The sequence below is a fragment of the Kitasatospora sp. NPDC036934 genome (assembly GCF_055608425.1).
Genome location: NZ_JBVJQR010000001.1, coordinates 319,447 through 331,776, shown reverse-complemented (window position 1 = coordinate 331,776; position 12,330 = coordinate 319,447). Strand labels below are relative to the sequence as shown.

13 protein-coding genes are annotated in these 12,330 nt (G+C 73.4%); 10 read left to right on the top strand and 3 right to left on the bottom strand.

The features are described from left to right. The first annotated feature begins 62 nt into the window (after positions 1 to 62). The 6 genes from ACZ7BZ_RS01525 to ACZ7BZ_RS01500 all read left to right on the top strand — a co-directional run bounded on the left by ACZ7BZ_RS01525 (position 63) and on the right by ACZ7BZ_RS01500 (position 5,383). Positions 63 to 1,379 (top strand): MFS transporter, encoded by a 1,317-nt coding sequence (locus ACZ7BZ_RS01525; protein ID WP_470356575.1) that lies wholly within the window; start codon positions 63 to 65, stop codon positions 1,377 to 1,379. Next, the gene (locus ACZ7BZ_RS01520) at positions 1,376 to 2,659 is read left to right on the top strand and encodes an amidohydrolase (RefSeq protein ID WP_470356574.1); all 1,284 of its coding nucleotides are present in this window, start codon (positions 1,376 to 1,378) and stop codon (positions 2,657 to 2,659) included. Before ACZ7BZ_RS01525 ends, ACZ7BZ_RS01520 begins: the two co-directional genes overlap by 4 nt. Before the next feature lie 277 nt (positions 2,660 to 2,936). Further along, positions 2,937 to 3,530 (top strand): pyridoxamine 5'-phosphate oxidase family protein, encoded by a 594-nt coding sequence (locus ACZ7BZ_RS01515; protein ID WP_470356803.1) that lies wholly within the window; start codon positions 2,937 to 2,939, stop codon positions 3,528 to 3,530. Between the two features lie 120 nt (positions 3,531 to 3,650). Further along, a complete protein-coding gene (locus ACZ7BZ_RS01510; RefSeq protein WP_470356573.1) occupies positions 3,651 to 4,202 on the top strand; it encodes an alpha-ketoacid dehydrogenase subunit beta in 552 nt (183 codons plus the stop codon). 1 nt (position 4,203) lies between these two features. Further along, positions 4,204 to 4,710: a biotin/lipoyl-containing protein gene (locus ACZ7BZ_RS01505; protein ID WP_470356572.1), complete on the top strand. Its 507-nt coding sequence runs from the start codon at positions 4,204 to 4,206 to the stop codon at positions 4,708 to 4,710. After that, on the top strand, positions 4,595 to 5,383 hold the full coding sequence (locus ACZ7BZ_RS01500) for a PspA/IM30 family protein (RefSeq protein ID WP_470356571.1): 789 nt from the start codon (positions 4,595 to 4,597) through the stop codon (positions 5,381 to 5,383). Before ACZ7BZ_RS01505 ends, ACZ7BZ_RS01500 begins: the two co-directional genes overlap by 116 nt. A gap of 194 nt (positions 5,384 to 5,577) precedes the next feature. Here ACZ7BZ_RS01500 and ACZ7BZ_RS01495 read toward each other — a convergent pair whose 3' ends face one another. Beyond that, the gene (locus ACZ7BZ_RS01495; RefSeq protein ID WP_470356570.1) at positions 5,578 to 6,054 is read right to left on the bottom strand and encodes a universal stress protein; all 477 of its coding nucleotides are present in this window, start codon (positions 6,052 to 6,054) and stop codon (positions 5,578 to 5,580) included. Positions 6,055 to 6,336: 282 nt separating this feature from the next. Between ACZ7BZ_RS01495 and ACZ7BZ_RS01490 the strand changes: the two genes are divergently transcribed. After that, complete coding sequence (locus ACZ7BZ_RS01490; RefSeq protein WP_470356569.1) at positions 6,337 to 7,689, top strand: phosphoribosyltransferase family protein; 1,353 nt, start codon at positions 6,337 to 6,339, stop codon at positions 7,687 to 7,689. Between the two features lie 19 nt (positions 7,690 to 7,708). Here ACZ7BZ_RS01490 and ACZ7BZ_RS01485 read toward each other — a convergent pair whose 3' ends face one another. Next, positions 7,709 to 7,879 carry a hypothetical protein gene (locus ACZ7BZ_RS01485; RefSeq protein ID WP_470356568.1) on the bottom strand — a complete coding sequence of 57 codons (171 nt, stop codon included), beginning with the start codon at positions 7,877 to 7,879 and terminating at the stop codon, positions 7,709 to 7,711. 241 nt (positions 7,880 to 8,120) lie between these two features. On the opposite strand from ACZ7BZ_RS01485, the gene ACZ7BZ_RS01480 reads away from it, so the two are divergent. The 3 genes from ACZ7BZ_RS01480 (at position 8,121) to ACZ7BZ_RS01470 (ending at position 10,414) form a co-directional block, all read left to right on the top strand. After that, the gene (locus ACZ7BZ_RS01480; protein WP_470356567.1) at positions 8,121 to 8,966 is read left to right on the top strand and encodes a universal stress protein; all 846 of its coding nucleotides are present in this window, start codon (positions 8,121 to 8,123) and stop codon (positions 8,964 to 8,966) included. 162 nt (positions 8,967 to 9,128) lie between these two features. Beyond that, positions 9,129 to 9,836, top strand: coding sequence for a CBS domain-containing protein (locus tag ACZ7BZ_RS01475; RefSeq protein ID WP_470356566.1), 708 nt, complete (start codon positions 9,129 to 9,131; stop codon positions 9,834 to 9,836). A gap of 440 nt (positions 9,837 to 10,276) precedes the next feature. Beyond that, positions 10,277 to 10,414, top strand: coding sequence for a hypothetical protein (locus ACZ7BZ_RS01470; RefSeq protein ID WP_470356565.1), 138 nt, complete (start codon positions 10,277 to 10,279; stop codon positions 10,412 to 10,414). Here ACZ7BZ_RS01470 and ftsH read toward each other — a convergent pair. After that, positions 10,384 to 12,174, bottom strand: coding sequence for an ATP-dependent zinc metalloprotease FtsH (gene ftsH / locus ACZ7BZ_RS01465; RefSeq protein WP_470356564.1), 1,791 nt, complete (start codon positions 12,172 to 12,174; stop codon positions 10,384 to 10,386). The genes ACZ7BZ_RS01470 and ftsH overlap by 31 nt on opposite strands. Positions 12,175 to 12,330: the final 156 nt, after the last annotated feature.

Below are 12,330 nucleotides of genomic sequence, written 5' to 3'. Positions count from 1 at the left end.
GGCGGGCCGGATTCTGTGTCCACCCTCCGCGCCGCAACGGCCTACTTTAGAGAGGAACGCCCGTGGCCACCTCCCCCACTGCCGCCACGCAGGCCCCACCCCGCCCGGAGAGACGGGAGAGACTCGACCGGACGGCCCGGATCACGGTGGCGCTGCTGTTCACCGCCTGGCTGGTCGACTACGTGGACCGCCTGGTGATCAACCTGGCCCTGCCGTCGATCGGCCGGGAGTTCGGTCTGGACCGCACCGAGCAGGGCCTAGCGGTGTCCGTGTTCTTCCTGGCGTACGCGCTGTGCCAGATCCCGGGCGGGCTGCTGGCCGACCGGTTCGGCGCCAAGCGGACGGCCGGCTGGGCACTGCTGGTCTGGTCGGCGTTCACGGCACTGACCGGGCTGGCGGGCTCGTTCACGGTGCTGCTGGTGGTGCGGTTCCTGTTCGGTGCGGCCGAGGGGATCTTCCCCGCCGCCGCGATGAAGGCGATCAGCGAGCGCACCGCACCCGGTCAGCGGATGGGCGCCAACGGTCTGGTGTCCAGCTCGAACGCCCTGGCGGCGGTGGTCGCGCCGGTGCTGGGTGCGCCGCTGATCGTCGCGTTCGGCTGGCGGTCGACGTTCTTCTCGATCGCCGCGGCCGGGGTGCTGGTGTACGCGGCACTGCGGCTGTGGCTGCCCGACCGCACCCAGGCCGCGCCGAAGGCCCGGCCCGGCGGGAGCGGTGTGCGGACCGTGCTCGGCTCCGGGGTGATGTGGCGGTTCACCGGGATGTTCTTCGGTTACGACCTGATCGTCTGGGGCCTGAACACCTGGGTTCCGACCTACCTCAACGACGAGCGCGGGCTCTCGCTGACGGCGGCGGGCACGGCTGCCCTGGTGCCCGCCGTGGCGTCGGCGTTGGCCGCCGTCGCGGGTGGACGCCTCTCGGACCGCCTCGGCGGCAGGCACGGCCTGGTGGTGGCACCCGCGATGGTGGTGGCCTCCCTCGGAGTGCTGCTGATGACCACGGCCCACTCGCTGACGGTGTTCGTCGGCTGGCTGACGCTGGCGGCGTTCGGCGCGGGGCTGAGCTTCATGCCGATCTTCGCGGTGCCGATGCGGAGCCTTCCGGCCGAACTGGCGGGCTCCGGCTCCGGGATGATCATCTTCGGCGGCCAGCTCGCCGGTGTGGTGGCGCCCGTGGTGATGGGCACCCTCGCCGACGCCGTCTCCTTCCGCGCCGCCTTCGCCTTCCTGGTGCTCGGCGCGGCTCTGGCCGCCGTGCTCTCGCTGACCACTCCGCAGAACACCGGGGCCTTTCTGGCCGCCCTGCACCGCCGCCGGCCCGCCGACCCGGCCACCGACCCGGTCGCCGACCGTACCGAAACCGACAAGGAACGCGCATGACGAACACCGACCGACTCACGCTCACCGAAGGCATGGACCGCCGCCTGCCCGATCTGGAGGCGCTCTACCGGGACCTGCACCGCCACCCCGAGCTGGCCTTCCAGGAGCACCGCACCGCCGCCGTGGTCGCCGCCGAGCTGCGGGCCCAGGGCTGGGAGACCACCGAGCAGGTCGGCGGGACGGGCGTGGTGGGCGTGCTGCGCTCGGGTGACGGACCGGTGGTGCTGCTGCGCGCCGACATGGACGGCCTGCCGGTCCGGGAGGCGACCGGGCTGCCGTACGCCTCGACCGACACCGCCGTGGGCGAGGACGGCGAGGAGTTGCCGGTGATGCACGCCTGCGGCCACGACATGCACGTGGCGTGCCTGCTCGGCGCGACCGGCCAGCTGGCCGCGCACCGGGATGCCTGGCGGGGCACCGTGGTGGCGGTGTTCCAGCCCGCCGAGGAGAACGGCGAGGGTGCGGCCGCGATGGCCGCCGACGGGTTCCTCGACCGCTTCCCGCGCCCTGACGTCTGTCTCGGCCAGCACGTCGGGCCGCTGCCGGTGGGCGTCGCGGTGACCCGGCCGGGGCCGGTGATGTCGGCGTCCGACAGCTTCCGGGTACGGCTGTTCGGTCGGGGCGGCCACGGCTCCTCGCCCGAGCACACGGTGGACCCCGTGGTGCTGGCGGCGGCCGTGATACTCCGGCTCCAGACCGTCGTGTCCCGCGAGGTCGGTGCCAACCAGTCGGCGGTGGTGACGGTCGGCTCCGTCCACGCCGGCACCCGGCAGAACGTCATCCCGGACGAGGCCGAGCTGAAGGTCAACGTCCGGACCACCGACACCCGGGTGCGCGAGCGGGTGCTGGCCGCCGTCGAGCGGATCGTCCGGGCCGAGGCCGCCGCCTCGGGTGCGCCCAGGGAGCCGGAGATCACGCCGCTCACCGCGCTACCGCTGACCGTCAACGACGCGGCGGCCACCGAGCGGGCGGTCGCCGGTCTGCGCTCGGCGCTGGGCGACGCGGCGGTGTTCCCACTACCGTGGCCGCTCGCGGGCAGCGAGGACTTCGGTAACTTCGGAACGGCCTTCGGCGTGCCCTCGGTCTTCTGGCACTTCGGCGGCACGGACCCGGCGGCGTTCGGCGAGGACGGGATCACGGCGCTGATGTCCGGCGAGTTGCCGGCCGGTCTGCCGTTCAACCACTCCCCGTTCTTCGCGCCGGTACCGGGCCCGACCCTCGACCGCGGCGTTCGTGCCCTGCTGGGCGCGGCCGCCCAGTGGATCGGCGGCGACCGGTAGCACCATGTGTTTCGAGGGCTGGACCGCCGGGTCGGCGGTCCAGCCCTCGACGCGTTCGGCGTGCGGCTGAGACGGCCGCTCGGTGCGCTGAGCGTGCCGGTGGTCGGCCGCCGACGCCGACGCGGCCAGCCGAGCCGGTTCCACTGTCGGTCACCGCTTCGGGCAGGCCGGCGTGAGCCAGCCGGCGCGCGCCCGCAACGGCCGGCACCCTGACTCCGTGCGTGGTGCGTGAGACCGCGACGAAGACGGCTACCAGCGTGCCGCCGAGGACGAAGCGATTCACCGGCCCCGGCCGCTGACCGGCGCCCGGCACGCCGAAACCTTCGACCCCGTCACCCTCACCCGGCTGGCCGCCGCACTCGACACCTCCGCCCGAGAACTGCTGGGCGGCAGAACGGATGCCCCGCCCACCCGGCCCCCGTCCACGGCGCACGCCGTCCTGGCGGAGCTGCCGGAAGAGGAGTGCTGGGCCAAGCTCGCACCCGGCGGGATCGGCCGGGTGGCCCTGTCGACGGACAACGGACCCGTCGTACTCCCGGTCAACTACCGCATCCAGGACGGCACCGTGGTCTACCGCACCGGCCCCGGGAGCACCCCCGCGAGCGCCGTCGGCCACCGCGTCGCCTTCGAAGTGGACCACATCGACGAGGCATTGCGCGGCGGGTGGAGCGTCCTGCTCTCCGGCACGGCGGTCCGCGTCGACAACCAGGTGACCGTCGAACAGCTGGCACGCTGGGACGACCCGGACCCGTGGGCCGGGGGCGAACGCAACGTGTGGGTCGGCATCGCACCCGCCACCATCACCGGCCGGGCCATCCGCCTTCCACCAGCAACGTCGCCCGAGGGCGGGCCCGAACACCCGGGAGCATGAGATGAAAGCCGCAGTCGGAGACGGCATCATCGTCGAGGACGCCCGGGTAACCCACCCAGCGGTGCGGCGCGACCATCCCTCGAAGGTGGTAGGCCCCCAGGTCCGATGAGCGGGCTCGCCATGGCATACGCACGTGCGCCGGCCACCGTGGACGACGCCCGGTACATGCTCGCGCCCGCGCTGGCGGACCCCGACCCGGTGGTGATCTTCGAACACGGCTCGCTCTACAGCGCCACCGGCACCCCGGACCCGGGCGCTGCCCCGGTGGCCCTGGACAGCGCGGCCGTCCGCCGGACCGGGACCGACGTCAGTCTGATCACCCACGGCGGATCGCTCGGAAAGGCGCTGGAAGCAGCCGAGCGACTCGCCGGCGACGGCATCGACGCCGAAGTCGTCGACCTGCGGACGCTCCGCCCGCTGGACGACGCGACGATCCTCGGCTCCGTCGCACGCACCCACCGGGCGGTGGTCGTCGACGAGGGCTGGCGTACTGGAGGGCTGTCGGCCGAGGTGGCGGCGCGGATCGCGGAGCAGGGGTTCTACGACCTGGACGCACCGGTGGAGCGGGTGTGCGGGGCCGAGGTGCCGGTGCCGTACGCCCAGCAGCTGGAGGAAGCCGCCCTCCCGCAGGTCGAGGGCATCGTGGCGGCGGTCCGACGGGCGGTCGGCTGAGATGACCGAGTTCACCATGCCCGCTCTCGGCGCCGACATGACCGAGGGCACGCTCCTGGAGTGGTTGGTCCACCCGGGCGACCGGGTGGACCGCGGCGACATCGTGGCGGTCGTCGACACGACCAAGGCGGCGATCGAAGTCGAGTGCTTCGAGACCGACACGGTCGAGCGGCTGCTGGTCGAGCCCGGGACGATCGTCCCGGTCGGTACGGCCATGGCGGTCATCGCGGCGGAGGGGCCCGAGACGGCCACAGCTGCCCCGGCGCCCCGGCAGCCGACTCCCGGCGGGCGGCCGGCCCCGGGATCACCCCCCTGGTCCCGGGGAGGGACGGTGGAGGTGCCGCGATCGCGACGGCCGATCGTGCCTGTTCGGCCGGTGAGGAGTGGAAGCCATGACCGGGACCGGGGACCGTATCGCGGAGCTGTTCCGGATCAAGGCGAGCCGGGTGCTGGACCGCCTGGAGGATCCCAGGGAGGTACTGGACTTCGCCCACCTGCAGCAGCTTGAACTGCTGCAGCAGGTGCGGCGCGGTCTCGCAGACGTGGCGACCAGCCACAAACGCGTGGAGCTGCAGGAGGCCGCGCTGCGGACCTCGGAGCGGCGGCTGGAGGAGCAGGCCCAACAGGCGCTCGCCGTCGGACGGGAGGACCTGGCCCGCGACCTGCTGACCAACCGGGAGCGCGTGCGCGGCCAGCTGGCCGACCTGGCGGAACGGGAGCCACTGCTGGAAGCGGAAGAGAAGCGACTCGTCGGCGTACTGCGCGGCCTCGCGGAAAGGGTCGAGGAGTTCCGTCTGCGCAAGGAGACGCTCAAGGCCGAATACACCAGGACGGAGGCCGAGACGCGCGTCGCCGAGGCGGTGTCCGGCGTCGGCCGAGACCTGGGTGACGTGGGTGCCGCCGTGCAGCGCGCGAACGACCGGATGGAGCAACTTCGGGCTCGTTCGGCGGCGCTGGACGAGCTCATGTCCTCCGGCGCACTGGAGGACATCACCAGCCCGGCCGGGCCCGACGAAGCCCAGGGCGAGCTGGAGCGGATCGCCGCGGACCGGGAGGTGGAGGCCGAGCTCAAACGCCTGCGGGCGGGGCAACCCGCCGTCTCCGCCCCCGAGGGCGAAGGCGAGGGCGGGGGAAGCACAGACCGCAGGTGCGCCGAGTCCGGCGGCGAGTCGTCGGTGTGAGTCGGCCCGGGCCCGGAGCCGGGGGCCACCCGCCCCGGGGGCCTACCGGCCCCCTGCGGAGCCGCACGTACGCTGCACCTCGGCGGCGCGCACCGGCGACACGACGCCCGTCGTCCGGCAGGCGGAGCGGCCCGTTCGGACGTCCCGGTGGCCGTCCCACCGTTGGACGGTGGCTTTCACCCCCCTGCGGCGGTTCAGGCGAGTGGCACGACGACGACGGGAACGTGGGCGTGGTGGACGACCTCAGTGCTGGTGGAGCCGAGGGCGAGGCGGCCCCAGGCGCCGGCAACACGGGTACCGACCACGAGCAGGCCCGCGTCCCGGCTCGCGTCCAGCAGGACCTGAGCGGGGCGACCTCGCTCGCAGCGGACCTCGACCTCGACGAACGGCTCACCGACCTGCCGACGTAGCTCCTCGACGGAGTCCGTCACCTCGCGGGCGACGACGTCGTGCAGGTGGGTCGGCAGTGCGCCGCCCGTGCGGGGCCACGAGGGCGTGCCCAGGTCCGAGGGGTCGGCGCGGCCGGAGCCGTAGGCGCGCACGGCCCGTACGGCGACGCCGCGCACCTGCGCCTCCCGCAGGGCGAAGAGCACCGCCCGGCGGGAGGTCTCCGAGCCGTCCGTGCCGACCACGACCGGTCCTACGGGACCCGGCGCGGAAGTGCTGCTCACGGGGAACCTCCAATGTGCGCGCCTCAACCGTGCGGGCGGCCCGGCTCCGCGGATCCGGCTGCGCCGACGGCGTGCGGTCGCCGGAGCGCCCACCTCCCTTCATGCTCCCTCGCCACTGCCTCCCCAGCACGTCGCGCGGGGCCCGTCCGGGAGCCGACGGAAGGCCATGGCGCGCGGTCGTTCGCGCGCGCCCGGCACGAGGGGGATCGTGGGGATTGGGAGGGCAGCCCACTGAGGAGCCCCGGGCATGCCGCACTCCCCGGATCCGAAGGAGGGCCGGTCATGTACTTCGTCGACCGTGTGGACGCGGGCCGTCGCCTGGCCGAGCGGGTCAAACACCTCGCGGGCCGGGAGGTGGTCGTCCTCGGGCTCCCGCGCGGTGGCGTGCCGGTGGCGGCCGAGGTCGCGAAGGTGCTGCACACGCCGCTGGACGTGATCGTGGTGCGCAAGCTCGGCGTGCCGTTCCAGCCGGAGCTGGGCATGGGCGCGATCGGCGAGGGCGGGGTGCGCATCGTCAACGAGGCGGTCATGCGGGCGACGCGGACCTCCGAGCAGGACCTCGCCGACGTGGAGGCGCGGGAGCGGGTCGAGCTCGACCGCAGGGCACGGCGGTACCGCGGTGACCGGCCCAGGGCCGAGCTCGCCGGCCGTACGGCGGTCGTGGTGGACGACGGCGTGGCGACCGGTTCGACCGCGCTGGCGGCCTGCCTGATCGCCAGGGACTCCGGCGCGGCCCGGGTGGTCCTCGCCGTTCCCGTCGCCCCGGCGGGCTGGACCCGCAGGCTGGCGGACGCGGCGGACGAGCTGGTGGCGCTGTCCACGCCCGGGGACTTCTACGGGATCGGCCAGTTCTACGAGGACTTCGCGCAGACCACCGACGCCGAGGTGATCGCCTGCCTGGACGAGGCCGCCGTCCGGATGGGCGGACGCCGGCCGCCCGACCCCGCTTCGCGACCGCCCGCACGGCCCACCTCGGCCAGGGGCGACGATCCGGGGATCGTCGTGGACGCCGGGCCGGCACGGCTCGGCGGGCAGCTGACCGTACCCGACGGTGCGGCCGGGATCGTGGTGTTCGCCCACGGCAGCGGCAGCAGTCGGCACAGCCCGCGCAACCGCTTCGTCGCAGCCGCGCTGAACCGGGCCGGCCTGGCCACCCTGCTGTTCGACCTGCTCACCGAGGAGGAGGCGTTCGACCGGGCGAACGTCTTCGACACCTCCCTGCTCGCCCGCCGCCTGACCGACGCCACCAACTGGCTGCGCGGCCGCGGCGACCTCGGCGACCTCGCGGTCGGATACTTCGGCGCCAGCACCGGAGCCGCCGCGGCACTGTGGGCCGCGGCGGAGCCCGACTCCCCCGCCCGGGCGGTCGTCTCCCGCGGCGGACGACCCGACCTCGCCGGACCCCGCCTGCCCGCCGTCACCGCCCCCACCCTGCTCATCGTCGGCGGCGACGACCACGTGGTCCTCGGCCTCAACCAGCAGGCCCAGGCACGTCTGAACTGCGAGAACCAACTCGCCGTCATCCCGGGCGCCACCCACCTGTTCGAGGAACCCGGGACACTCGAACAGGCCGCCGACCTGGCCGCGCAGTGGTTCACCGCCCACCTCGCCCCGGCATCGGCCCCCGCACACTGAGGCCGACACCGCGGGACCGCTACGGCCGAGGCCGGTACCGGCGGGAGAACACCGCCACCGACACGAACCCGCCGGCGTACAGCGCGAGGACGGTCCCGACCGGGTGCCCGGTCGGGGCGAGGCCGTCGACGGCCAGTCGGGCCAGAGCGGGCAGGACCGCCGCCACCCGCAGACCGACCGCCGGATCCACCAGCGCGGCGTGACCCGCGAAGGGCCCAAGAGGCCGCAGGGTCGGTGCCGGGTCTCCTGTGGCAGGCTGCGCCCGCGAGGCGGAGTCTGGAGAAGAGGGGTGAAGAAGGCGGTCTTCAGCGCAAGGCGCCGTCGGCGCCACTTCGGACGCGCGCTCGAAGAGACCGGGCGATACGGCTGCGCTGGTCCCGAGCCCGGCAGCGCCGCCCGGCCCGAGCGGATGTCCAGGAGCAGGAGGAGTGATGACTGACCCCGTGATCGTGGGAGTGGACGGCTCCGAGCGGAGTCTGCGGGCGCTGGTGTGGGCCGCGAGCGAGGCGGCGCTGCGCGGGTGCCCCTTGCTGATCGCCCATGTTCTTCCAGGCTGGGAGGCCGACTTCCCGTTCTTCCCGCCAGGGCGTTCCCAAGGCCGCAGCCGCCGGGGCGCGGAGATCCTGGCCGAGGCGGTGGCGATCGCCAAGGAGAGCCATCCGGGCCTCGAAGTGGAATCCGACCAGGTCCCGGGCTCCCCGGCCGAGGTGCTCCGCGATGCAACAGAGCGGGCGCGCTGCATGGTGCTCGGCGCCCGCGGCGAGGGAGGGCTCGGCAACCTGCTGATGGGCTCCGTCAGCCTCCAGGTCGCCGGCCACGCGGCCTGCCCGGTGATCGTGGTCGGCGCGATCACCACCGGTCACGGGCGCGTCCTCGTCGGCACCGACGGCTCCGAACACTCCACCGCCGCTATGGAGTTCGCCTTCGAAGAGGCGTCCCTGCGCGGCGACCGGGTTCATGTCCTGCGGGCCTGGAGCATGCCCACCGCACCGGAACCGTCCGAGGCCGAACCCTCTCCGGACGCGGTGGAAGCCGAACACCGCAGTCAGCTCGACGACCACCTCGCACCCCTTCGGCAGCGGCATCCCGGTGTCGAGGTCGAGACGACCCTGGTCCGGGGGAAACCACTGCCCGAACTCGTCCGCGCCTCCGATCGGGCGGACCTCGCCGTGGTCGGCTCACGCGGCAAGGGCGGCTTCCACGGCCTGGCCCTCGGATCGGTCAGCCACGGCCTGCTCCACTACGGCATCTGCCCGGTCGCCGTCGTACGCCCGTAGCCCGGCCCACACCACCGCGTAACCGTCGCGCCGAGGCAGTTCCCGGCGTAGAGCGGGGTCGTCCACCGCGTCCGCGGTCCCGTCGTGGTCGGCGCCCCCGGCGGGAGGCGACGCCCGGGGGGGGGAATCGACGCCCACTGACTGTCCGGAGGAGAGCAGGCCATGCAGCACCGCGCCGTGCAGGACGTGATGACCCGGGACGTCGTCGTCGCCCACCGTGAGACCACGTTCAAGGAGATCGTCGGGCTGCTCCACCGCAACGACATCACGGCCGTGCCGGTCGTCGACGACCAGGACCGTCCGGTCGGCATCGTGTCCGAGGCCGACCTGATCCGCAAGGAGGCCGGACTGCTGGAGGAAGACCATCCGGTGCTCCGCTGGCTCCACCCCCACGAGCGCTACCGCGCCGAGGCGGAGATCGCCGAGGAGATGATGACCAGCCCGGTCGTCACCGCACGCGCCGGCTGGACCCTGGCCGAGGCCGCCCGGGTGATGCACCGCAAGAAGCTCAAGCGGCTGCCCGTGGTGGACGCGGAAGGCCGGCTGACCGGCATCGTCAGCCGCAGCGACCTCCTGCGGCCTTTCCTTCAGGACGACGCCTCGATCCTTGAGGAGATCACCCACGACGTCCTGCTCAACGCGCTGTGGCTGTCCGCGGACGCAGTCGAGGTCACTGTCGATGACGGCGTCGTCACATTGACCGGAACGGTCGCACGCAAGAGCCTCATTCCCGTCATCGAAGGCATGTGCCGCTCGCTGGACGGAGTGGTCGCCGTCCGCCAGACACTCGGCTTCGACATCGACGACACCCGCACCACCAAGTCCACGGAGCGCGGCATCGTCGGCCCGGCCCCGGGCCCCCACCACTGAGCGCCCCGGTCAGAACGGTCCCCCAGCCGGGAGGCAGCGCCTGTGCAAGGCCCTCGTGAGCGCACGGTCACGGTCAGGGCCGCTGAGGAAGGCGGACGGGAACGACGGGCGAATGCCACCGTCGCGGTGAGCACGCAGCCGCAGAGCTCGCGACGGCAACGTCCGGACGACCGAATCGGCGCATTCACATCGACGACTCGCCTCCGCACTCCGCGCGCCTGGTTCCTGCTTCCCACCCGTCCTCGGGCTGTCACCGCCTCTCCTGCCGGCATCGCCGGAGGCACTCGGCAGCGCCAAGGCGACATGTCCCGGAGGGCGACCGGACGGGCAGACTGCGGGTCCTCACGTGTGGAGTCCGTCTCCTTGCCCTTCCGGTGCTCCCGCGGCTCGTGAATGATGGGGAAACTCCGTTGACGTACGAAGCGAAAGGCTGGTTGTCCATGAGTGATCACGTCCATGTGCGGCTGTCCGGCGATCTCGCTGTGAACGGCGACGGCGAACTCGTGGAGCAGTACCACTGCCGCTGCGGCGCAGCCTGGACGAAGACCTACGAGACGGCGGGGGACACCGAGCAGTGACCCGTGGCGGGCCGCCGCGGCCGCTCGGCGCGCGGCGTGAAAGGGCCGATGCGCCCGAACATCGACCAGCCCGTCGATGCCGTACGCGTCGGGGCCGCCGCCGGCTGTGATCCGCTCCTTCGCCAGAGCGCCCACCCTCCACATGCACGCGGCGCGGCAGCGTGCGGCAGCACGACCGCGGGCCGGGGCACGCCTGGACGGACGGTCCGGCGCAGGCACGGGCGCGGGCGCTCACTCCTGCCCGCCGGGCCCCTCGAGCGTCCGCCGGATGCCGACCCCGTCGCGACTGGCAGGTGCCGGCGCGTTCCGTTCGGGAGCTGGGGAACGTCCCGGCGGCGTGCGGAGCGGAGCGGTGCGGGCGGCGGCGTCGCGCCGATGATTGCGCGCACGACGTTCCCGTCCACCGTCTCCTGCGCCATCAGCAGCGCGGCGAGGTCGTCGAGCTGGCGGCGGTGGTCGCGCAGGGGGTCCACCGCCCGCTTCTCGGCCTGCCGCAGCAAACGCGCCACCTCTTCGTCGACCAGGCGCTGGGTCTGCTCGGAGTGGGAACGGCGCAGCCGGTCCTCCAGGTTCTCGCCGAGGTACTGGGGGGTGCCGCCGGGCGCGTAGCCGACGGGCCCCGGAGCGCCGGAGAGGCCGAACTCGCGGACCATCCGGGTGGCGACGACGGTGGCGTTGGCGAGGTCGTTCGCGGCGCCGCTGGAGCCCTCACCGAAGACGATCAGTTCCGCGGCCCGGCCGCCGAGTTGGACGGCCAACAGGTCCTCCGGGTAGCCCTGGCTGTAGAGGTGCCGCTCGGCCTCCGGGAGCTGTTCGGTGGCACCGAGGCTCACGCCGGCGGGCAGGATGGTGACCTTGGCGACCGGGTCGGCATGCTCGCACAGGGCGGCCATCAGGGCGTGGCCGGACTCGTGCACGGCGACCGCGCGGCGCTCCTCCGGGAGCAGCGCGTTGGAGGAGTCCCGACGCCCCAACAGGACCCGGTCGCGGGCGGTGTCGAGGTCGTGTGCGGTGATGACGGTGCGCTCGGCCCGTACCGCGTTGATGGCGGCCTCGTTCACCAGATTCGCCAGATCCGCCCCCGAGAAGCCCGGGGTGCCCCGGGCCACGCGGTCGAGGTCGACGTCCTCGGCCAGGGTCTTGCCGCGCGCGTGGACGGCGAGGATCGCCGAGCGCTCGGCCTGGTTCGGCAGCGGCACGGTGACCTGCCGGTCGAAGCGGCCGGGCCGCAGGAGAGCCGGGTCGAGGGAGTCCGGGCGATTGGTGGCGGCGAGCACGACGATTCCGGTGGACTGGTCGAAGCCGTCCATCTCGGCGAGCAGCTGGTTGAGGGTCTGCTCCCGCTCGTCGTTCCCGCCGAGCCGCGCACCGCCACCGCGCCGGGCGCCGACGGCGTCGATCTCGTCGATGAAGATGATCGACGGGGCCCGCTTGCGCGCCTCCTCGAACAGGTCGCGCACCCGTGAGGCGCCGACGCCGACGAACATCTCGACGAACGCGGACCCGGTCACCGACAGGAACGGCGCTTCCGCCTCTCCGGCGACCGCCCGGGCCAGCAGCGTCTTGCCTGTGCCCGGAGGGCCGACCATGATCACCCCACCCGGACCCTTCGCGCCCGCGGCCGCGTACCGCTCCGGGCTGCGCAGGAAGTCGACGACCTCGCTGACCTCCTGCTTCACCCCCTGGTACCCGGCGACGTCGGCGAACCGGGTGTTCGGCCGCTCCGCCTCGATGATCCCGTCCCACCGTCCCAGCTGCACGGACGACCCTTCTTCTCCCTCCCCGAGGCTCAGCCCCGTCTGCGAAGGGTCCGGGTGCGAAGTGTGCTCGGACTTGGAGGCCACGGTCCCCGTGTTCACGCGTCCCACGCCCTTCCGGCCACGACGTCCAGGACAGCCCACAGTTCCTGGTCGTCC

What these genes read in the sequence shown, in the direction of transcription:
- ACZ7BZ_RS01520 (WP_470356574.1), top strand. Translation starts at nt 1,376, where the DNA reads ATGACGAACACCGACCGACTCACGCTCACCGAAGGCATGGACCGCCGC.
- ACZ7BZ_RS01510 (WP_470356573.1), top strand. Translation starts at nt 3,651, where the DNA reads ATGGCATACGCACGTGCGCCGGCCACCGTGGACGACGCCCGGTACATG.
- ACZ7BZ_RS01505 (WP_470356572.1), top strand. Translation starts at nt 4,204, where the DNA reads ATGACCGAGTTCACCATGCCCGCTCTCGGCGCCGACATGACCGAGGGC.
- ACZ7BZ_RS01500 (WP_470356571.1), top strand. Translation starts at nt 4,595, where the DNA reads ATGACCGGGACCGGGGACCGTATCGCGGAGCTGTTCCGGATCAAGGCG.
- ACZ7BZ_RS01490 (WP_470356569.1), top strand. Translation starts at nt 6,337, where the DNA reads ATGTACTTCGTCGACCGTGTGGACGCGGGCCGTCGCCTGGCCGAGCGG.
- ACZ7BZ_RS01480 (WP_470356567.1), top strand. Translation starts at nt 8,121, where the DNA reads ATGACTGACCCCGTGATCGTGGGAGTGGACGGCTCCGAGCGGAGTCTG.
- ACZ7BZ_RS01475 (WP_470356566.1), top strand. Translation starts at nt 9,129, where the DNA reads ATGCAGCACCGCGCCGTGCAGGACGTGATGACCCGGGACGTCGTCGTC.
- ACZ7BZ_RS01470 (WP_470356565.1), top strand. Translation starts at nt 10,277, where the DNA reads ATGAGTGATCACGTCCATGTGCGGCTGTCCGGCGATCTCGCTGTGAAC.